Annotated in this window: 22 protein-coding genes; 12 read left to right on the top strand and 10 right to left on the bottom strand. The window is 59.5% G+C overall.

Annotation, left to right across the window (positions count from 1 at the left end):
- Positions 1–476: 476 nt before the first annotated feature.
- Positions 477–839, top strand: coding sequence for a protein YacL (gene yacL, locus ACJ8HT_RS23110; RefSeq protein ID WP_004937507.1), 363 nt, complete (start codon positions 477–479; stop codon positions 837–839).
- A 32-nt stretch (positions 840–871) separates the two neighbouring features.
- Here yacL and speD read toward each other — a convergent pair whose 3' ends face one another.
- The 3 genes from speD to ACJ8HT_RS23125 all read right to left on the bottom strand — a co-directional run bounded on the left by speD (position 872) and on the right by ACJ8HT_RS23125 (position 3028).
- Positions 872–1666 carry an adenosylmethionine decarboxylase gene (gene speD / locus ACJ8HT_RS23115; protein WP_049200100.1) on the bottom strand — a complete coding sequence of 265 codons (795 nt, stop codon included), beginning with the start codon at positions 1664–1666 and terminating at the stop codon, positions 872–874.
- Between the two features lie 27 nt (positions 1667–1693).
- Positions 1694–2557 carry a polyamine aminopropyltransferase gene (gene speE, locus ACJ8HT_RS23120; RefSeq protein ID WP_049200099.1) on the bottom strand — a complete coding sequence of 288 codons (864 nt, stop codon included), beginning with the start codon at positions 2555–2557 and terminating at the stop codon, positions 1694–1696.
- A gap of 123 nt (positions 2558–2680) precedes the next feature.
- Complete coding sequence (locus ACJ8HT_RS23125) at positions 2681–3028, bottom strand: YacC family pilotin-like protein (protein ID WP_004937515.1); 348 nt, start codon at positions 3026–3028, stop codon at positions 2681–2683.
- Between the two features lie 218 nt (positions 3029–3246).
- Here ACJ8HT_RS23125 and cueO point away from each other — a divergent pair, with 218 nt between their 5' ends.
- From cueO to hpt, 4 genes are all read left to right on the top strand, one after another.
- Positions 3247–4980: a multicopper oxidase CueO gene (gene cueO, locus ACJ8HT_RS23130; protein ID WP_197652993.1), complete on the top strand. Its 1734-nt coding sequence runs from the start codon at positions 3247–3249 to the stop codon at positions 4978–4980.
- Positions 4981–5085: 105 nt separating this feature from the next.
- Positions 5086–5277, top strand: coding sequence for a type II toxin-antitoxin system RelB family antitoxin (gene relB / locus ACJ8HT_RS23135; protein WP_049200097.1), 192 nt, complete (start codon positions 5086–5088; stop codon positions 5275–5277).
- A 5-nt stretch (positions 5278–5282) separates the two neighbouring features.
- Entirely contained in the window at positions 5283–5558 is a 276-nt protein-coding gene (locus ACJ8HT_RS23140) for a type II toxin-antitoxin system RelE/ParE family toxin (protein WP_049208401.1), read from the top strand.
- 90 nt (positions 5559–5648) lie between these two features.
- Positions 5649–6185 (top strand): hypoxanthine phosphoribosyltransferase, encoded by a 537-nt coding sequence (gene hpt / locus ACJ8HT_RS23145; RefSeq protein ID WP_048234659.1) that lies wholly within the window; start codon positions 5649–5651, stop codon positions 6183–6185.
- A 37-nt stretch (positions 6186–6222) separates the two neighbouring features.
- Here the strand turns inward: hpt and can are convergent, their stop codons facing one another.
- Positions 6223–6879 carry a carbonate dehydratase gene (can, locus tag ACJ8HT_RS23150; RefSeq protein WP_049200096.1) on the bottom strand — a complete coding sequence of 219 codons (657 nt, stop codon included), beginning with the start codon at positions 6877–6879 and terminating at the stop codon, positions 6223–6225.
- Positions 6880–7089: 210 nt separating this feature from the next.
- On the opposite strand from can, the gene ACJ8HT_RS23155 reads away from it, so the two are divergent.
- The 3 genes from ACJ8HT_RS23155 (at position 7090) to ACJ8HT_RS23165 (ending at position 10237) form a co-directional block, all read left to right on the top strand.
- Positions 7090–8013 carry an ABC transporter ATP-binding protein gene (locus ACJ8HT_RS23155; protein ID WP_015379030.1) on the top strand — a complete coding sequence of 308 codons (924 nt, stop codon included), beginning with the start codon at positions 7090–7092 and terminating at the stop codon, positions 8011–8013.
- Entirely contained in the window at positions 8010–8780 is a 771-nt protein-coding gene (locus tag ACJ8HT_RS23160; protein WP_004937535.1) for an ABC transporter permease, read from the top strand. Before ACJ8HT_RS23155 ends, ACJ8HT_RS23160 begins: the two co-directional genes overlap by 4 nt.
- Before the next feature lie 176 nt (positions 8781–8956).
- Positions 8957–10237 carry a polysaccharide deacetylase family protein gene (locus ACJ8HT_RS23165; RefSeq protein ID WP_049272501.1) on the top strand — a complete coding sequence of 427 codons (1281 nt, stop codon included), beginning with the start codon at positions 8957–8959 and terminating at the stop codon, positions 10235–10237.
- Between the two features lie 34 nt (positions 10238–10271).
- Here ACJ8HT_RS23165 and panD read toward each other — a convergent pair whose 3' ends face one another.
- From panD to panB, 3 genes are all read right to left on the bottom strand, one after another.
- A complete protein-coding gene (panD, locus tag ACJ8HT_RS23170; RefSeq protein WP_004937544.1) occupies positions 10272–10652 on the bottom strand; it encodes an aspartate 1-decarboxylase in 381 nt (126 codons plus the stop codon).
- Positions 10653–10797: 145 nt separating this feature from the next.
- On the bottom strand, positions 10798–11652 hold the full coding sequence (gene panC, locus ACJ8HT_RS23175) for a pantoate--beta-alanine ligase (RefSeq protein WP_049200094.1): 855 nt from the start codon (positions 11650–11652) through the stop codon (positions 10798–10800).
- 23 nt (positions 11653–11675) lie between these two features.
- A complete protein-coding gene (gene panB, locus ACJ8HT_RS23180) occupies positions 11676–12470 on the bottom strand; it encodes a 3-methyl-2-oxobutanoate hydroxymethyltransferase (protein ID WP_004937548.1) in 795 nt (264 codons plus the stop codon).
- 166 nt (positions 12471–12636) lie between these two features.
- On the opposite strand from panB, the gene qseB reads away from it, so the two are divergent.
- The 4 genes from qseB (at position 12637) to ACJ8HT_RS23200 (ending at position 15464) form a co-directional block, all read left to right on the top strand.
- On the top strand, positions 12637–13299 hold the full coding sequence (qseB, locus tag ACJ8HT_RS23185; RefSeq protein ID WP_194572808.1) for a quorum sensing response regulator transcription factor QseB: 663 nt from the start codon (positions 12637–12639) through the stop codon (positions 13297–13299).
- Positions 13296–14654, top strand: coding sequence for a quorum sensing histidine kinase QseC (gene qseC, locus ACJ8HT_RS23190; RefSeq protein ID WP_197652992.1), 1359 nt, complete (start codon positions 13296–13298; stop codon positions 14652–14654). The genes qseB and qseC overlap by 4 nt, the downstream gene beginning before the upstream one ends.
- Positions 14655–14757: 103 nt before the next feature.
- Positions 14758–15135 carry a YidH family protein gene (locus ACJ8HT_RS23195; RefSeq protein WP_123892613.1) on the top strand — a complete coding sequence of 126 codons (378 nt, stop codon included), beginning with the start codon at positions 14758–14760 and terminating at the stop codon, positions 15133–15135.
- Positions 15135–15464, top strand: coding sequence for a DUF202 domain-containing protein (locus ACJ8HT_RS23200; protein WP_228286190.1), 330 nt, complete (start codon positions 15135–15137; stop codon positions 15462–15464). Before ACJ8HT_RS23195 ends, ACJ8HT_RS23200 begins: the two co-directional genes overlap by 1 nt.
- 9 nt (positions 15465–15473) lie before the next feature.
- On the opposite strand, the gene folK is transcribed toward ACJ8HT_RS23200, so the two are convergent.
- From folK to gluQRS, 3 genes are all read right to left on the bottom strand, one after another.
- Complete coding sequence (gene folK, locus ACJ8HT_RS23205; RefSeq protein ID WP_033649607.1) at positions 15474–15968, bottom strand: 2-amino-4-hydroxy-6-hydroxymethyldihydropteridine diphosphokinase; 495 nt, start codon at positions 15966–15968, stop codon at positions 15474–15476.
- Positions 15968–17515: a polynucleotide adenylyltransferase PcnB gene (gene pcnB / locus ACJ8HT_RS23210; RefSeq protein ID WP_197653091.1), complete on the bottom strand. Its 1548-nt coding sequence runs from the start codon at positions 17513–17515 to the stop codon at positions 15968–15970. Before pcnB ends, folK begins: the two co-directional genes overlap by 1 nt.
- A 61-nt stretch (positions 17516–17576) precedes the next feature.
- Positions 17577–18488: a tRNA glutamyl-Q(34) synthetase GluQRS gene (gene gluQRS, locus ACJ8HT_RS23215; protein WP_047729869.1), complete on the bottom strand. Its 912-nt coding sequence runs from the start codon at positions 18486–18488 to the stop codon at positions 17577–17579.
- Between the last annotated feature and the right edge of the window lie 13 nt (positions 18489–18501).

Here is an 18501-nt window from a genome sequence, read left to right on the forward strand (position 1 = left end):
GTATTTCATGGCACACATCCTGATCGTGGTGATAGGTATGAATGAGGTGAGAACACCTCTGGCCGCTGGTGAACATAATTAGAGCTCCTTTATTTAAAAGCTAATCGATATTGAGGGGATGTCAATAAAGCCGTGTCGCGCCAGGAATCAGTAACTTATTTATTTTAAAGGGAAATCATAATCCCGATAAAATCGTGACATACATCTCCACGGTATTTACATGATTCAAATAAATAACCTGCGATCGGCGGATTGTTGGCCGACTTTTCGCATGGCGGGTATGCGCTGCGCTGCGATGAGGCACCGCTTCGCTTTCCTTAAGGGATCGCGGCCGGCGTCTTCCCATCGCCGCCGCAAGCCGCTATATTGCGCGCCGCCAAGGTTTTATTTTGCCGAGTTGCCAACTTTGCGAGCGCTCACTGAGTTAGCAATCAATTTATGTTTACACTAAGAAAAAGGGCTCAGGAGGGCATGCTATGGATTACGAATTTCTGCGTGACGTTACCGGTCAGGTGATCGTCAGATTTTCGATGGGGCATGAAGCGATTGGCCACTGGATCAACGAAGAAGTCAAAGGCGATTTCAACCTGCTGGACCGCATAGAAGCCGGTGCGGCTGAGGTCAAAGGCAGCGAACGTCAATGGCAGCTGGAAGGCCATGAATATACGCTGTTGATGGATGGTGAAGAAGTGATGATCCGCGCCAATCAGCTGGAGTTCGAAGGCGATGAAATGGAAGAGGGGATGAACTACTACGACGAAGAAAGCCTCTCATTCTGCGGCGTTGAGGACTTCCTGCTGGTGTTGAAAGCCTACCGTTCTTTCATGCTGAAATACTAAGCATCAGGGCGCGGCGTGCCGCGCCCTTTCCATCACAAAGGCGGGATATTGCGACCGTAATAGATTTCCTGCATCTCTTTCCATAACAGATCGGTGATCTGTTTGCGTTCGACGGCGCTCAGCGCTTCCGGTGCCGCATTGAACAGGTAATGCTTCAGATCGAAATCCTTCAGCAACATCTTGGTATGGAAGATATTTTCCTGGTAAACGTTCACGTCCATCATGTGGTACAGCGCCTTGATGTCTTCCGACATAAAGTTCTGGATCGAATTGATCTCATGATCGATGTAGTGTTTCACGCCGTTCACGTCGCGGGTGAAACCGCGCACGCGATAGTCCATTGTGACGATGTCGGATTCCAACTGGTGAATTAAGTAGTTCAGCGCCTTGAGGGGCGAAATGACGCCGCAGGTCGAGACTTCGATATCGGCGCGAAAGGTGCACAGCCCGCCTTCCGGATGGCTTTCCGGGTAGGTGTGTACGCAGATGTGGCTCTTGTCCAGGTGCGCAACGACCGTGTTCGGCAGCGGGCCGGGGTGTTCCGACGTATCGACGTCTTTCGGATCGATCGGCTCTTCGCTGACCAGGATGGTGACGCTGGCGCCTTGCGGCTCGTAGTCCTGACGTGCGATGTTCAGAATATTGGCGCCGATGATAGAGCAGGTCTCGCTCAGGATCTCGGTCAGCCGGTTGGCATTATATTGTTCGTCAATGTAGGCGATATAGCCGTCGCGATCGTCCGCGGTCTTGGCGTAACAAATATCGTAAATACAAAAACTCAGGCTCTTGGTCAGGTTGTTGAAGCCGTGCAGTTTTAGCTTATGCAATTTGGGCCACCTCCTTTATCTTCTCGCTTAACGTGTTACGTTCAGGGCATTGAGCAAATATTGCGGCAGGGCAAAGCTGCCGACGTGAATTGCCGGGTTGTAATAACGGCAGTGTAGGCCGCTTTGGTTAAAGCGCTGTTGCAGAGTAGGCAGATCGATCTGGCGCAGCGCCGGATTCTGGCTCGCCCAGGCAAAGGTCATGATGCCGCCGTAATAGGTTGGGATCGCTGCCTGATAGAAGCTGACGTCGCTAAAGTAGCCGCTCAGTTTGGCGTGGCTGTTGACCGCTTCGTCCTGCTGCAGGAAACAGACGCCGTTTTGCGCGACGAAAATGCCGCCCTCATTCAGGCAGCGGGCGCAGCCTTCATAAAACGCCGAGGTGAACAGGCTTTCGCCGGGGCCGATCGGATCGGTGCAGTCGGAGATGATCACATCGAAGGTTTCGTCGGTTTGGTTCACGAAGTTGACGCCGTCGTCGATCACCAGCTTGAAGCGCGGATCGTCATAGGCGCCGGCGCTGTGGTTGGGCAGGTATTGGCGGCAGAACTCGACGACGCCGGCGTCGATTTCGACCATGGTGATCTGCTCCACGCCAGGGTGCCGGCTGACTTCGCGCAGCATGCCGCCGTCGCCGCCGCCGATGATCAGCACTTTCTTCGCCGCGCCGTGCGCCAGCAGCGGCACGTGGGTCAGCATTTCGTGATAGATGAACTCGTCACGCTCGGTGGTTTGCACCACGCCGTCGAGCGCCATCACGCGCCCCAGCACCGGGTTCTCGAAGATCACCAGATCCTGATGATCGGTCTTCTCGCGGTACAGCACTTTCTCTACCGAGAAGTACTGGCCGAAGCCCGTATGCAGCGTTTCGTACCAAATTTCTTTCTGGGTCATGTGCGGGATACTCCGTAATAACAGCCATGAAAAATCGGCGCAACATCATAGCTAACTCTGCCTGGCGATGCACGGTTGAATTTCAGACAGAGAGCGCGTTAGGCGGGCGGGAGAAGGGGGAAATTAGTTGGCGTAGGCCAGCAGGCTCAAAGAGTCGCGCGCCAGCGATTTGCATTTTTTAGGCGTTGGAATGGCGATGCCGCTGAGATCGCGGTAGCTGTCTTCGCCCAGCGCCTTCATATTGAAGCTGTTGTAGTTGCTCAAATCCCAGCGGTTTTGTTGCGCGAAATAGACGATGGCGCGTTTGATTTGCGCATTTGGCAAATCGTTGTAGCCGCAATCATTTTTCAAATAAATAAATACCGCCGTCAGATCGGCCAGATCTTCCGCCTCGGATTCATTCAGCGCCAGACTGGCGTTGGAGAAGCCCAGCATCGCCAGCAACAGCATCGATAACGTTGTTTTTTTCATCATGAAATAGGCCTGTTTGTCGTTTGCAGACGTTACCACACTTGCCTGTAAAGGCACCAAATTTTATTGCCGCTGGGCGCGGCCTCGCGTTCGTCAATGGCGTTTTCTTGATTGTGAGGCATAGCTTAAAATACCGCCAGGAAAGGCTTGACCTTCCGCCAGGGGGAAGGTTTAGGCTGGCGGCATTGAGTTATGTCACTGAGAAAAGGGAGTCAGCGATGTTACGCCGTGATTTTATTAAATTAACTGCCGCGCTGGGCGCCGCGAGCGCATTGCCGTTATGGAGCCGGGCCGCCTGGGCGGCCGATCGGCCGGCCCTGCCGGTACCGCCGCTGTTGACGCCGGACGCGCAGGGAAAGATTGCGCTGGCGCTGCAGGCGGGGGAAACCCGCTGGTTGCCCGGCGCCGCCACCAAAACCTGGGGATTCAACGGCGCGCTGCTCGGGCCGGCGGTGAAGCTGCAGCGTGGCCAGCCGGTAACGGTTGATATCAAAAACAGCCTGGCGGAGGCCAGCACCGTCCACTGGCACGGCCTGGAGATTCCCGGCGACGTCGATGGCGGCCCGCAGGCATTGATTCATCCCGGCGCGACGCGCACGGTGAATTTCACCGTCGATCAACCGGCGGCCACCTGCTGGTTCCACCCGCATACGCACGGTAAAACCGGCAGCCAGGTCATGATGGGGCTGGCGGGGCTGGTGCTGCTGGAAGACGAAGAGAGCGCCAAACTGCCGCTGCCGAAAACCTGGGGACAGGATGATATTCCGGTGATCCTGCAGGATAAGCGGCTGGGCAAAGACGCGCAGATCGAATACCGCCTGGACGTGATGAGTGCGGCGGTGGGCTGGTTTGGCGACCGCATGTTCACCAACGGCGCGCAGTATCCACAACATCTGGCGCCGCGCGGTTGGCTGCGCCTGCGTTTCCTCAACGGCTGCAACGCCCGCTCGCTGAATCTGGCGGCCAGTGACAACCGCCCGCTGTATGTCATCGCCAGCGACGGCGGTTTCCTGGCGGAGCCGGTGAAACTGACCGAGCTGCCGATGCTGATGGGCGAACGCTTTGAAGTGTTGGTCGATGCCTCGGATGGGAAAGCGTTCGATATCGTGACGCTGCCGGTGAAGCAGATGGGCATGACGCTGGCGCCGTTCGATCAAGCGCTGCCGGTGTTGCGCATTCAGCCGTCGCTGGCGCAGGGCATCAAAACCATGCCGGACAGCCTGGTGAAGCTGCCGACGTTGCCTGCCACCACCGGCATCCAGGAGCGTTGGCTGCAGCTGATGATGGATCCGCAGCTGGATATGCTCGGTATGCAGGCGCTGATGGATCGCTATGGTCACCAGGCGATGGCCGGCATGAGCATGAATCATGGCGCGACGGGCGGCGCAGATATGAAAGGCATGGAGAAGGGCGGCATGCAGAGCATGGACCATGGCAACATGAAAGGCATGGAGAAGGGCGGCATGCAGGGCATGGACCATGGCAACATGGGTAACATGAAGGGCATGGACCATGGCAACATGGGTAACATGAAGGGCATGGATCATGGCAATATGGCCGGGATGGATCACGGTGGCGCGCAGGGCAAAGCCAAACCATTCGATTTCAGCCACGGCAACATGATCAACGGCAAGGCCTTCGATATGAACAAGCCGATGTTCGCCGCCAAACGGGGCCAGTATGAAAAGTGGACCATTTCCGGCGAGGGCGACATGATGTTGCACCCGTTCCACATTCACGGCACCCAGTTCCGCATCTTGTCGGAAAACGGCAAACCGCCGGCGGCGCATCGCAGCGGCTGGAAGGACACGGTGCGCGTCGAAGGATGGCGCAGTGAAGTGCTGGTGCGTTTTGACCATCCGGCCAGCAGCGAACATGCGTACATGGCCCACTGCCACCTGTTGGAACATGAAGATACCGGCATGATGATGGGCTTCACCGTCGCCGATTGATGGCGGCCCGGTGCTCCGGTGGTGGCGCGCTCGCGTCGCCACCGCTTGGTTCAATGAAAGGAAGCCGTTATACTGATTAAAATATCAGCTGTTGAGGAGTGCGTCATGCCGACAAAATTGGATCCCATCGTTTCTGAGTTTGAGACTCAAGAGCAGGCTGATAGCTACGATCGTTGGTTCAGAAGCACCGTGGAATCTTCCATCAATAGCGACTCCCCCCGTATTCCCCATGACGAAGTCATGGCCGGCGCTCGTCACATTATCGAGCAGGCAAAAGCCAAAAGAAAATCGGCCTGACCCTTATGTTAACCGTCAAATGGACTGACGAAGCAAAAACGGGTTTATATACGCTGCTGGCTTTTATCGCTGAGCGAAATCCACTTGCCGCAGAGGCTTTGTTGCAACGCATTGAAGAGTCGGTTATCCCGTTAGCGGAACATCCTTATCTATTCAGGCCAGGCAGGGTGAACGGGACTCGTGAAATGGTTGTTCATCCTAATTACATTGTGGTTTACCGCGTGCTGGCTGCACATATTGAAATAGTGAGTGTCCTGCACGCTCGTCAGGAATACCCTTAATAAAGAAAACTCCCCTGTCCGGGAGAGAGGCAAGTCGTAACGGCCTATGCTAAACTCTGCGCCTTTCTTCCGGCAACTGACCTGAATACTATGAAACACACTGTAGACGTAATGATTTCCGAGCAGGAAGTTAAGACCCGTATCGCCGAACTTGGCCGCCAGATCACCGAACATTACCGCGACAGCGGCAGCGACATGGTGCTGGTCGGGTTGCTGCGCGGCTCCTTCATGTTCATGGCCGATCTCTGCCGCGCGATCGACGTGCCGCACGAAGTCGACTTTATGACGGCCTCCAGCTACGGCAGCGGCATGTCCACCACCCGCGACGTGAAGATCCTCAAGGATCTGGACGAAGACATTCGCGGCAAAGACGTGCTGATTGTGGAAGACATCATCGATTCCGGCAACACGCTGAACAAAGTGCGCGAGATTTTGGCGCTGCGCGGGCCGAAATCGCTGGCGATTTGCACCTTGCTGGACAAGCCTGAGCGCCGTGAAGTGCAGGTGCCGGTCGAATATGTTGGCTTCTCGATCCCGGATGAGTTCGTGGTGGGGTATGGCATCGACTACGCTCAGCGCTACCGTCACCTGCCGTACGTCGGCAAAGTGGTGCTGCTGGACGAGTAATTGATGTGGGGCGCGGCCTGCCGCGCCCGCGGCGGGGTTAGATGCCTTTATCCTGCTTCAGTTTGGCTATCGCTTTGCGGTAGCCCATCTCCAGGCTCTCGCGGCTGGTCGCCAGCACTTCCATATCGCGCAGACGGCCGTCCTGAATGCCGTACACCCAACCGTGGATCATCACCTTCTGGCCGCGCTTCCAGGCGGACTGCATGATGGTGGAGTGGCCCAGGTTGTACACCTGCTCAATGACGTTGATCTTGCACAGCATGTCGAAACGCTGCTCCGGCGGTAGTTCGCCCAGCAGCGAGCTGTGCTTGTACCACAGATCGCGAATGTGCAGCAGCCAGTTGTCGATCAACCCCAGCTCCGGGTTTTCCACCGCCGCCTGCACGCCGCCGCAGCCCAGGTGGCCGCAGATGATGATGTGTTCGACTTCCAGCACATCTACCGCATACTGCACCACCGACAGGCAGTTAAGATCGGTATGGATAACGAGGTTCGCCACGTTGCGATGGACGAACAGTTCACCCGGCTCGAGGCCGGTCAGGCGTTCGGCGGGAACGCGGCTGTCAGAGCAACCAATCCATAAGAAACGGGGCTTTTGCGCCTGGGCTAAACGTTCAAAAAATTCCGGGTCTTCCTGACTGATATTGGCCGACCAGGCATGGTTGTTGGCGATAAGCTCTTCGATTTCTTTCATGGAGGTTATTGACTCGTAACGAACAGATTGCGTTGGGGTAATATAGGGTAAGCGTCACAATTTGGAAATCGGAACAGTGGTGCAGCCTCATTTTCCGCACGGATTCGACTCAGTGGAAACGTCGCCGATGCTAGGATTATCGTTATTGTTTCAAGCCTCGCAGACAGGGGCGCGGCGGCCTACTCATCGTCATAAGGTACTATTTTACATATGAATTATGCACTGGAATTAGCGCAGCTGACCAAGACTTACGCCGGTGGCGTCAAGGCGCTGCGCGGCATCGACCTGAGCGTCGAGGCGGGGGACTTTTATGCCCTTTTGGGGCCAAACGGTGCCGGTAAATCCACCACCATCGGCATCATCAGCTCGCTGGTGAACAAAACCGCCGGCAGCGTGCGGGTGTTCGGTTACGACATCGATAAAGACATCGTCAACGCCAAGCGCCAGCTCGGCCTGGTGCCGCAGGAGTTCAACTTCAACCCGTTCGAGACCGTGTTGCAGATCGTGGTGAACCAGGCGGGTTACTACGGCGTCACGCGGCGTGAAGCGATGGCGCGCGCCGAAAAATACCTCAATCAGCTGGATCTGTGGGGCAAGCGCAACGAGCGCGCCCGCATGCTGTCCGGCGGCATGAAGCGCCGCCTGATGATCGCTCGCGCGTTGATGCATCAGCCGAAACTGCTGATCCTCGATGAGCCGACCGCCGGGGTGGATATCGAGCTGCGCCGTTCGATGTGGGGCTTCCTGAAAGAGCTGAATGCCCAGGGCACCACCATCATTCTTACCACCCACTATCTGGAAGAGGCGGAGATGCTGTGCCGCAACATTGGCATCATCCAGAACGGGGAACTGGTGGAAAACACCTCGATGAAGGGGCTGCTGGCCAAGCTGAAGTCGGAAACCTTTATCCTCGATCTGGCGGCGAAGAGCCCGCTGCCGAAGTTGGACGGTTACCACAGCCGCCTGACGGATACCTCCACGCTGGAAGTGGAGGTGATGCGCGAGCAAGGGCTGAACGGCCTGTTCGCCCAGCTGAGCGCGCAGGGCGTGCAGGTGCTGAGCATGCGCAATAAGGCGAACCGCCTGGAAGAGCTGTTTGTCACCCTGGTTAACGGCAATGGAGAAAAAGCATGACGCGTTTGTATTGGGTGGCCTTACAGAGCATCTGGGCCAAAGAGGTGAACCGCTTCGCGCGCATCTGGATCCAGACCCTGGTGCCGCCGGTGATCACCATGACGCTGTACTTCATCATCTTCGGCAATCTGATCGGTTCGCGCATCGGCGATATGCACGGCTTCAGCTACATGCAGTTCATCGTGCCCGGCCTTATCATGATGGCGGTGATCACCAACTCCTACGCCAACGTCGCCTCGTCGTTCTTCAGCGCCAAGTTCCAGCGCAACATTGAAGAACTGCTGGTGGCACCGGTGCCGACCCACGTGGTGATCGCCGGCTATGTCGGCGGCGGCGTGGCGCGCGGCATCTGCGTCGGCGTGCTGGTGACCATCATCTCGCTGTTCTTCGTGCCGCTGCAGGTACACGCCTGGTGGGTGATTGCGCTGACGCTGTTGCTGACGGCGATCCTGTTCTCGCTGGCGGGGCTGATCAACGCGGTGTTCGCGACCACCTTCGACGACATCAGCCTGATCCCGACCTTCGTCCTGACGCCGCTGACCTACCTGGGCGGGGTGTTCTATTCGCTGTCGCTGCTGCCACCATTCTGGCAGGCGGTGTCCAAGTTGAACCCCATCGTCTATATGATCAGCGGTTTCCGTTACGGTTTCCTCGGCATCAACGACGTGCCGCTGGCGTTTACCATGGCGGTGCTGGTGGCGTTTATCGCGGTGTTCTATCTGCTGTCCTGGTATCTGATCGAGCGCGGCCGCGGTCTGCGCAGCTGATCGTATCGTGCCCCCGCTTTCCCGGCGGGGGCGCTTTCTTGATTTGGCGCAGGCGGCGCGTAAATCAATAGAATTGCTCAAATAACCGCTAGTTCCCCGTTGTTCAAATCGTGCTATGCTGGCGCTCCACATTTCCTTCACTTTTGTCATTACGCACTCGTAAGCAGAACATCATCATGCGGCCTCAATACAAGTTAGCGGCTGGGTTACTCGGCATTCTGATGTCGTTGGTTTCCCCTGTGAGCCTGGCGAATCTGCTGTCGGAAGACAGCGCGGTTAAATCTGAATACATGGAAGCGCAGCGCGACAGCGAAGTCTATGCGTTGGTGGGCGAGCATGTGATCCCGGTCGGGGAAGTGAAGCGCGGGCAGCTGATCCAGGTGTTCCCGGCGGATGCGGAATACTACGAATTCAAATTCGGGCACGGTACCGGCTTTATCGATAAAGACGACGTGCGTGAGCTGAAGAAGTCGCGCAAGGTGCAAGACGATCTGGGCGAGCTGAACAAACCGCTGACCAACCAGAACCTGATCACCCAAAAAACGATCGACGTTTACACCGCGGCGGACAAGGACAGCGAGGTCTTCGGCACGCTGGAAGGCAACCTGCGCTACCCGATCATCGGCAAGCTGAAGGATCGGCTCAACAACACCTGGTACGAGGTCAACATCGGCGATCGGCTGGGGTTCGTCAATGAGTTGGACTGCGAGATCGATAACGGCATACCGGTGCTGACTTACCACCACCTGCTGAAAAACGAAGAGAACAAGCGCTTCCGCCACACCTCGACCACCACCTCAGACGTGGCGTTCAGCAACCAGATGACCTACCTGAAGCAGGCGGGTTACGACACCATTTCGCTGTATCAGCTGGAAGCCTACCTGAAGAACCAGATCAACCTGCCGGGCAAGGCGATCGTGCTGACCTTCGACGACGGGCTGAAGTCGGTTTATCGCTACGCTTATCCGGTGCTGAAGGATTACGGTTTCCGCGCGACGGCGTTCATCATCTCTTCGCGCATCAAGCGCCACCCGCAGAAATGGAACCCGGACTCGCTGCAGTTTATGAGCGTCTCGGAGCTGAAGCAGATTCAGGACGTGTTCGACGTGCAGTCGCACACCCACTTCCTGCATCGCACCGACGGCAATCGCCAGCCGATTTTGCTGAGCCGCTCGCTGCACAATATCGAGTTCGATTTTGAGCGCTCGCGCCGCGCGCTGTCGCAGTTCAACCCGCACGTGCTGTATCTGTCCTACCCGTTCGGCGGCTATAACCAGCGGGCGATCCAGGCGGCGCAGGATGCCGGTTTCCATCTGGCGGTGACCACGGTGCAGGGCAAGGTGAAACCGGGGGATAACCCCTATACGCTGAAGCGGCTGTATATTCTGCGCACCGACTCGATCCAGACCATGGCGGATCGGATAGCCAACAAGCCGGGCACGGTGGTGGTGCAGTAAGGAAGAACGGGCGCGTAAGGCGCCCGTTTTAGTGTCAGGCGACCTGAACCGGCACGGCTTTCGCCTTGCGCTGCAGGTTGTTGTCACCTTCGAAATAGGCGACTTTCGGATGGTGTTGGCGGGCGTCGGCGTCGGTCATTTGCACATAGGAGCAGATGATCAGCTTATCGCCCACGCAGGCGCAGCGCGCGGCGGCGCCGTTGACCGAAATGATGCGCGAACCGCGCTCGGCGGCGATGGCGTAGGTGGAGAAGCGCTGGCCGTTATCCACGTTGTAAATATCGATCGCTTCATATTCCAGAATGCCGGCGGCCTCCAGGAAATCCTGGTCGATGGCGCAGGACCCTTCATAGTGCAAGTCAGCCTGAGTGACTTTGACGCGATGCAGCTTGCCTTGCAGCATAGTACGTATCATAGCTTTACCTAACTGAATATCGGCCTTCACAGGCGCTGGGGTTGAACATCTCTCCTGCATCCCTGCAATCTCTATCGTCACCGATTGCCCCGCCGTTGTCTACCAATGGCCTGGATTTCAGGGTGACGATAGTATAAAAAATGGCTTACAGCGTCAGGTCGACCTGCTGATTGTCGATAAGACGCGCCTTGCCCAGCCAGGCGGCCATCAGCACCACCGCCCGCTGGCTGTCCACCGTCAGCGGCTGCAGGCTGTCGGCGTCGCGAATAAACAGCTCATCCGGCGTAAAGCCGGCGGCGCGCAGCTGCTCGGCGGTCTGCTCCAGCAGCTCTTCGACATGGCGTTCGCCATTGGCCAACTGCTGCGCCAGCGCGTTCATGATCTTGCTCAGCTGCGGAGCGATCTTGCGCTCTTCGGCGGTCAGGTAGCCGTTGCGCGAGCTGAGGGCCAGGCCGTCTTTGGCGCGCACGGTCGGCACGCCGACGATGTCGATGTCGTAACCCATGTCCGCCACCATTTTGCGGATCAGCGCCAGCTGTTGGTAATCCTTCTCGCCGAAGCAGGCTAAATCAGGCTGCACCAGGTTGAACAGCTTGCTGACGATGGTGGAAACGCCACGGAAGTGGCCCGGCCGGCTTGCGCCTTCCAGGATGCTGGAGATGCCCGGCACGTCGACGTAAGTCTGCTGCTCCAGCCCCTGCGGATAGACCGCAGCCGGGGCCGGCGCGAACACCAGATCGACGCCGCGGCGGGTCAGCTTCTCGCTGTCTTCCTGCAGCGTGCGCGGATAGCGCGCCAGATCGTCCGGCCGATCGAACTGCATCGGGTTGACGAAGATGCTCACCACCACCACGTCGGCGCGGGCGCGCGCTTCATCGACCAGCGTCATATGGCCGTCGTGCAGGTTGCCCATGGTCGGCACCAGCGCGATGCGTTTGCCTTCCTGGCGCCAGCGGCGGATCTGCTGACGCAGCATCGGCAGGGTTTCGATAATAATCATTGGGTGACTCCTGGAACCATCGCTTAGTTAAAAGAGTGTTCAGCCGCCGGGTAGAGGCCTTGCTCCACTTCCTGAATGTAGTGCTGCACCGCCGTGCGGATATCACCGCTCTGCGCCAGGAAGTTCTTGGCGAACTTCGGCGTATGGCCGCCGGTGATGCCGAAGGCGTCGTGCATCACCAGGATCTGGCCGTCGGTGCCGTTGCCGGCGCCGATGCCGATGACCGGAATGGACAACGCTTCGGTAATCTGGCGCGCCAGCTCGGTCGGCACGCATTCCAGCACCAGCAGCTGAATGCCGGCCAGTTCCAGATTCTGTGCGTCCTGCAACAGCTGTTTGGCGGCCAGTTCGTCGCGTCCTTGTACCTTATAGCCGCCGAACACGTTGACCGACTGCGGCGTCAGGCCCAGGTGGCCGCACACCGGCACTGCACGCTCGGCGAGCATTTTCACCGTGTCGCACAGCCAGCTGCCGCCTTCCAGTTTCACCATGTTGGCACCGGCGCGCATCAGCTCGGCGGCATTGGCGAAGGTCTGTTCCGGGGTGGCGTAACTCATGAACGGCAGATCGGCCAGCAGCAGGCAGGCCGGCGCGCCGCGGCGCACGGCGCGAGTGTGGTAGGCCACGTCGGCGACGGTGACCGGCAGCGTGGAGTCGTGGCCCTGCAGCGTCATGCCCAGCGAATCGCCCACCAACAGGACTTTGATGCCTTGCTCTTCAAACAGTTTGGCAAAGCTGGCATCGTAGGCGGTAAGGGTAGCAAACTTGCGTTGCTCCTGTTTCCACTGGCGCAAGTGGGTCACGGTGGTGGGTTTCATCACAACGTCTCCTGAAACGGGCCGTGCGGCGTACGCAGGCCCAGGCTGCAAAAAAGTGCAGTCATTCTACTGTAACCCGATCGGGGTGGGTAGCGCGGATCGCCATGCTTAAGCGGTTCTTAAGAACCTTGTGGTGCAATGGCGCCAAGACTCAAAAGGGATACTCATGCGAATTTTGCTGATCGAAGATGACAAACTGATCGGGGATGGCATCAAGGCCGGGCTGACCAAACTCGGCTTCAATCTGGACTGGTTCACCGACGGCGCCGTCGGCAAAAATGCGCTGGACAGTGCGCCGTACGACGCGGTGATCCTCGATCTCAGCCTGCCGGGCCTCGACGGCCTGGATCTGCTGCGCCAGTGGCGCCAGGCCGGGCAGGACGTGCCGGTCCTGATCCTCACCGCCCGCGACGCGCTGGAGCAGCGGGTCAGCGGGCTGCAAAGCGGCGCCGACGATTATCTGTGCAAGCCGTTCGCGCTGGCCGAAGTGGCGGCGCGCCTGCAGGCGCTGATCCGTCGTCGCCACGGCCAACTGATGCCGCAGCTGACGCACGGCAACGTGGTGTTCGACACCGCCACCCGCAGCGTGAGCTGCAACGGCGAGCCGGTGACGCTGACGCCGCGCGAATTGGCGGTGCTGGAGCTGTTCCTGCACAACAAGGGGCGGGTGCTGGCGCGGCCACTGATTCAGGAGAAGCTGTACAACTGGGACGACGAGGTGAGCAGCAATGCGGTGGAGGTGCATATTCACCACTTGCGGCGCAAGCTGGGCAACGGCTTCATCCGTACCATCCACGGCGTGGGTTACACGCTGGGGGATGCGCCGTGAAGCGTCTCAGCTTGCGGCTGCGCCTGATCCTGATCTTCAGCCTGCTGGCGCTGCTGACCTGGAGCACCGCCAGCGTGGTGGCCTGGGTGATGTCGCGCAACACTATCAACGAAGTGTTCGACACCCAACAGATGCTGTTCGCCAAACGGCTGGCGACCGCCAACCTCGGCGATCTGCTGGCCGATGAAAGTGCGCGCAGCCTGCCGAAAACCAAGAAGCTGGTGCATCACGGCAAGCGCGGCGAGCAGGACGACGACGCGCTGGCGTTCGCCATCTTCGATCGCCAAGGCAAGATGCTGCTCAACGACGGCGAGAACGGCGCCGACTTCCTGTTTGACGGGGAGCGTGAAGGTTTTACCGACGGCGAGCGCAAAGGCGATGACGACAGTTGGCGCCTGGTATGGTTGACCAGCCCGGACGGGCGCTACCGCATCGTGGTCGGCCAGGAGTGGGATTACCGGCGCGATATGGCGCTGGGCATGGTGACCGGCCAACTGGTGCCCTGGCTGGCGACGCTGCCGGTGCTGATGCTGCTGATCGCGCTGATGGTCGGGCGCGAGCTGCGGCCGCTGCGCACGGTGGCGGCCGGTTTGCGCCGGCGCGCACCTGATGACGCGACGCCGCTGGACGCGCGCCAGGTGCCGACCGAGGTGCGCCCGCTGGTGGATGCGCTCAATGCGCTGTTCGCCCGCATCAACGCTCTGCTGGTGCGCGAGCGGCGCTTCACCTCCGATGCCGCGCACGAGTTGCGCAGCCCGCTGGCGGCGCTGCGGGTGCAGACCGAAGTGGTGCAACTGGCGGGGGATGATGCGCCGATGCGCGAGCACGCGCTGGACAATCTGACGCTCGGCATCGATCGCGCCACCCGGCTGGTGGATCAGCTGCTGACGCTGTCGCGGCTGGATTCGCTGTCGGATCTGGCCGAACTGGTGCCGATCGACTGGAACGATCTGGTGACGATGACCCTGGCGGAGCAGGATCGGCAGGCCTATGCGGCGGGCGTGACGCTACGCTATGAACACCGGGGAACGCCGCCGCCGCGTCAGGGGGAAACTTTGCTGCTATCGCTGCTATTGCGCAACCTGCTGGATAACGCGGTGCGCTACACCCCGCAGGGCGGCGTCGTTACCGTGACGCTGAGCGAACGCTCGCTGACGGTGGAGGACGACGGTCCCGGGGTCACCACGGAACATCTGGCGCGGCTCGGAGAGCGCTTCTATCGCCCGCCGGGGCAGGAGCAAACCGGCAGCGGGCTGGGGCTCTCGATCGTGCAGCGTATCGCCGGCTTGCATGGTCTACAGGTCAGTTTCGCCAATCGCCCGGCGGGCGGGTTCGTTGCGCGGCTGGCGCTGTAAGACGAACCCCACAGAACCCATATCGCGAATGGCAAACGGTGGGTGAATTGTTTATTGTGCGAGGGTTCTGTTTCGGAAAGGTTTTACATGTTCAAGGGAAATCATGAACCAGCCATCGTCAAATCGCCCGTTAAAATGGTGGGCCAAGGGTAAAACGCCAGACTACCGCTTTTCTTTAGCCAATGAGCGCACCTTTCTGGCTTGGATCCGCACTGCACTGGCGTTTATGGCGGGTGCAGTCGGCATCAATCAGTTTGCCTCCGAGTTTGGCACGGCTGCCATCCGTCAGGGGCTGGCGGTTGCTTTGACGCTGGGGGCTGTGGTGCTGGGGCTAATGGCCTATCGTCGCTGGAAGGCCAATGAGAAAGCCATGCGTCATGAGAGCGACATGCCTTATACCCGCATGCTGTGGTTATTGACTCTGTTTGTGGTCGTCATCGCCCTGGCGCTGGTGGCGGTTATTCTGAGTTTCGGCGTGTGATGCACTCAACGATGGAAACGCCGCCGCGCGATCCTGGCTTGCAACCTGAACGCACCCGCCTGGCCTGGGGGCGTACCGCGCTGACGATGGCGGTAGTCGGGCTGTTGTCGCTGCGTGCCGGCATGGTGTCGGGCAGTTTGCTGTTGGCTGGGAGCGGTTTTTTGATGCTGGCGTTTGCGTTGGTGATGTTTGTCTGGTCACGCGGGAGAGAGGCTACGGGGCCGGAAGCGCAGGAACGAAGGCTGCGGTGGGTGAGGCGGATATTCGGCTGTTTGATGGCGGTGATGCTGCTGGCCGCGGTGGCGCAACTCAAGCTTTATCTGCTCTAGACCCCGCGGTCACTTTTTACTTTGGTGCCACAGCGCCATGCCGTTTTCCGGCACGCGCTTGAGGCAGCTGGCGAGTGGCTCGCCATCGGGGAAAATCAGGTCGGGGGCGATTTCCGCCAGCGGGTAGAGCATGAATTCGCGCTCTTTCAGGCCGTAATGCGGCACCGTCAGGCGCTCGGTATGGATCACCTTGTCGCCGTACAGCATGATGTCCAGATCGAGCGTGCGCGGCCCCCAGCGTTCATCCTTGCGCACGCGCCCCTGATTACGTTCTATCGCCTGGGTATGGTCGAGCAGCTGTTCGGGCGGCAACAGGGTATCCAGCGCCACCACCGCGTTGAGAAAGTCCGGCTGGTTTTGCGGCCCCAGCGGCTTGGTGCGGTAAAACGAAGAACAGGTGACCAGCCGGGTGCGCGGGAGATGCTCCAGCGCCTCCAGTGCGGCTTTAACCTGTTGCAGCGGCTGCGCCAGGTTGCTGCCCAGCGCGATATAAACGCGGATCATTATGCCCCTTCTTTACGCGGTGCCCGGCGGCGAGGGCGGCGTTGACGTGCGCGACGCGGCGCCGGATCGTCCCCCAGGGTGCTCAGCATGGCTTTCTGCCGCGCCGGCGTGGCGTCCTGGAATTCGCCCCACCACTCGGCCAGACGCAGCATCTCCTGATTCTCTTCCACTTCCGCACGCAGCGCCAGCAGATCATAGGCGGCGCGGAATTTCGGGTGCTCCATCAGCTTGTGCGCGCGTTTGCCCTGGCGGCGGGACAGGCGCAACTGCAGCTGCCAGATATCGCGCACCAGCGTGGTGATGCGTTTCGGGATGGCCAGCGAACGGCACTGCTCGTCGAGTACGTCGTTCATCGCCAGTGCGAAAGCGTCGTAGTAAGCCAGGCCGCTTTCCTGCGCAAGCTTCTGCGCATGCTCCAGCAGCGGGTACCACAGCATGGCGGCAAACAAGAAGGCCGGGTTGACGCGCATGTCGTTCTGCAGACGGTGATCGGTGTTTTTCAGCACCTGCGCCAGAATGCGCTCCATCGGCGTATCGTGGTTCGGCGTGAAGTTGCGGGCGATCAGCGGGAACAGCGGTTGGAACAGCTGGTATTCGCACAGCTTCAGGTAGGTCTGGAAACCGTAACCCGCCTGCAGCAGCTTGAGGGATTCTTCGAACAGGCGCGCCGGCGGGATCTCATGCAGCAGCGAGGCCAGGCGCGGGATCGGCTCGGCGGTTTCTTCGCTGATGCGCATATCCAGCTTGGCGGCGAAGCGCACCGCGCGCAGCATGCGCACCGGATCTTCGCGGTAGCGGGTTTCCGGATCGCCGATCAGGCGAATCACGCCCTGTTTCAGGTCGTTCAGGCCGCCGACGTAATCGCGCAGGGTGAAATCCGCCACGCCGTAGTACAGGCTGTTGATGGTGAAATCACGGCGCTGGGCGTCTTCCTCGATCGAGCCGAAGATGTTGTCGCGCAGCAGCATGCCGTTTTGCGCCTGTTGGGACGAGTTCTTGTCGGATTCCTGATTCTGTTCGTGGTGGCCGCGGAAGGTGGCCACTTCGATGATCTCCGGCCCGAACATCACGTGCGCCAAGCGGAAGCGGCGGCCGACCAGGCGGCAGTTGCGGAACAGCTTGCGCACTTGCTCCGGCGTAGCGTTGGTGGTGATGTCGAAGTCTTTCGGCTTTTTGCCGAGCAACAGATCGCGCACGCCGCCGCCGACCAGATAGGCTTCGTAGCCGGACTTGTTCAGGCGGTAAAGCACTTTCAGCGCATTTTCGCTGATGTCTTTGCGGGAAATCGAGTGCTGTTCGCGCGGGATCACGGTCATCGAGTCGTTGCTCTCGGCGATAGGAAAAGGCGGACGCTTGCGCGGCGTTGAGCGGCGGGCAGGGGCGTTGCTGCCGTTATCGGCGGCGCGCGGCTGCGGCGCAGGGCGGCTTGGCGCCGCGGCACGCTCTTCGCGGACTACGTTTTTATCGCCGGCCGCCGCGTCGTCGCGGGGCAGCTTGTCATCGCGGGTCAGTACCTTACGACAGAAGTTGGCTACTCGGGTAAAAATGGTACACCTCGATAGTGACTGATAAAAATGGAGCTAATAAAAAATAGCGGCTAATCATAGCTCACCATGGCTCCTTTGAGAATGCCGGCGTGTTTTCATCCAGAGGGATAGCCTCCTGACGCGGCACGTTTTCCAACCGCCAATGTGCGACCGCCCAGCTCAATAATAATGGCAGGTCAAGATCTTGCCAGCTTTCCGGCAGCGGTTGGCGCAGAAATTTCAGCGCGGCGATCAGCACCGGGCGCGGATCGCCGGCGGGCAACGCCGGCGCATGGTTTTGCTTCGACAGCTTGATGCCGTTGGCGCCCAACGCCAGCGGCAGATGCACATAGGCGGGCACCGGCGCCTGCAGCTGGCGGTAGAGGGCGATTTGGCGCACCGTCGGTTCGATCAGGTCGGCGCCACGCACAATCTCGGTCACGCCCTGAAAATGGTCGTCGATCACCACCGCCAGGTTGTAGGCGAACAGCCCGTCGCGGCGGCGAATGATAAAATCTTCCCCCGCCAGCGCCGGATCGGCGTGTAACTCCCCCTGCAGGCGATCGTGGAACCCGTAAACGGGCGCGGTCTGGCGCAAGCGGATGGCGGCGCCCTGCGGGCCGAGCTGCAAATCGCGGCAGTGGCCGTCGTACAACCCGCCGATCTGCTGGATGCGGCTGCGGGTGCAGGTGCAGTAATAGCTGAGCCCCTGGCGCTGCAACAGATCCAGCGCGGCGCGATAGGCGTCGTGACGTTGGGATTGATAGATGACCTGGCCGTCCCAGTGGAGACCATAATGTTCCAGCGCGGACAGGATGCGAGCGGCGGCGCCGGGGACTTCGCGCGGCGGGTCGATATCTTCGATGCGAACCAGCCACTGCCCGCGTTGGGCGCGAGCCTGAAGGTAGCTTCCCAGAGCGGCAATCAGCGAACCGAAATGCAGATCCCCGGAAGGCGATGGGGCAAAGCGCCCCACATAATGACTTTCTTGCATATCAGAGGGGAGA

The sequence above is a fragment of the Serratia sp. CY44782 genome (genome assembly GCF_052168715.1).
GTDB lineage: Bacteria > Pseudomonadota > Gammaproteobacteria > Enterobacterales > Enterobacteriaceae > Serratia > Serratia nevei.

Bases quoted from the DNA above. Each gene is read 5' to 3' on its own strand.
- yacL (WP_004937507.1), top strand. From the start codon at position 477: ATGGATTACGAATTTCTGCGTGACGTTACCGGTCAGGTGATCGTCAGA.
- speE (WP_049200099.1), bottom strand. From the start codon at position 2,557: ATGACCCAGAAAGAAATTTGGTACGAAACGCTGCATACGGGCTTCGGC.
- ACJ8HT_RS23125 (WP_004937515.1), bottom strand. From the start codon at position 3,028: ATGAAAAAAACAACGTTATCGATGCTGTTGCTGGCGATGCTGGGCTTC.
- cueO (WP_197652993.1), top strand. From the start codon at position 3,247: ATGTTACGCCGTGATTTTATTAAATTAACTGCCGCGCTGGGCGCCGCG.
- relB (WP_049200097.1), top strand. From the start codon at position 5,086: ATGCCGACAAAATTGGATCCCATCGTTTCTGAGTTTGAGACTCAAGAG.
- ACJ8HT_RS23140 (WP_049208401.1), top strand. From the start codon at position 5,283: ATGTTAACCGTCAAATGGACTGACGAAGCAAAAACGGGTTTATATACG.
- hpt (WP_048234659.1), top strand. From the start codon at position 5,649: ATGAAACACACTGTAGACGTAATGATTTCCGAGCAGGAAGTTAAGACC.
- can (WP_049200096.1), bottom strand. From the start codon at position 6,879: ATGAAAGAAATCGAAGAGCTTATCGCCAACAACCATGCCTGGTCGGCC.
- ACJ8HT_RS23155 (WP_015379030.1), top strand. From the start codon at position 7,090: ATGAATTATGCACTGGAATTAGCGCAGCTGACCAAGACTTACGCCGGT.
- ACJ8HT_RS23160 (WP_004937535.1), top strand. From the start codon at position 8,010: ATGACGCGTTTGTATTGGGTGGCCTTACAGAGCATCTGGGCCAAAGAG.
- ACJ8HT_RS23165 (WP_049272501.1), top strand. From the start codon at position 8,957: ATGCGGCCTCAATACAAGTTAGCGGCTGGGTTACTCGGCATTCTGATG.
- panD (WP_004937544.1), bottom strand. From the start codon at position 10,652: ATGATACGTACTATGCTGCAAGGCAAGCTGCATCGCGTCAAAGTCACT.
- panC (WP_049200094.1), bottom strand. From the start codon at position 11,652: ATGATTATTATCGAAACCCTGCCGATGCTGCGTCAGCAGATCCGCCGC.
- panB (WP_004937548.1), bottom strand. From the start codon at position 12,470: ATGAAACCCACCACCGTGACCCACTTGCGCCAGTGGAAACAGGAGCAA.
- qseB (WP_194572808.1), top strand. From the start codon at position 12,637: ATGCGAATTTTGCTGATCGAAGATGACAAACTGATCGGGGATGGCATC.
- ACJ8HT_RS23195 (WP_123892613.1), top strand. From the start codon at position 14,758: ATGAACCAGCCATCGTCAAATCGCCCGTTAAAATGGTGGGCCAAGGGT.
- ACJ8HT_RS23200 (WP_228286190.1), top strand. From the start codon at position 15,135: ATGCACTCAACGATGGAAACGCCGCCGCGCGATCCTGGCTTGCAACCT.
- folK (WP_033649607.1), bottom strand. From the start codon at position 15,968: ATGATCCGCGTTTATATCGCGCTGGGCAGCAACCTGGCGCAGCCGCTG.
- gluQRS (WP_047729869.1), bottom strand. From the start codon at position 18,488: ATGCAAGAAAGTCATTATGTGGGGCGCTTTGCCCCATCGCCTTCCGGG.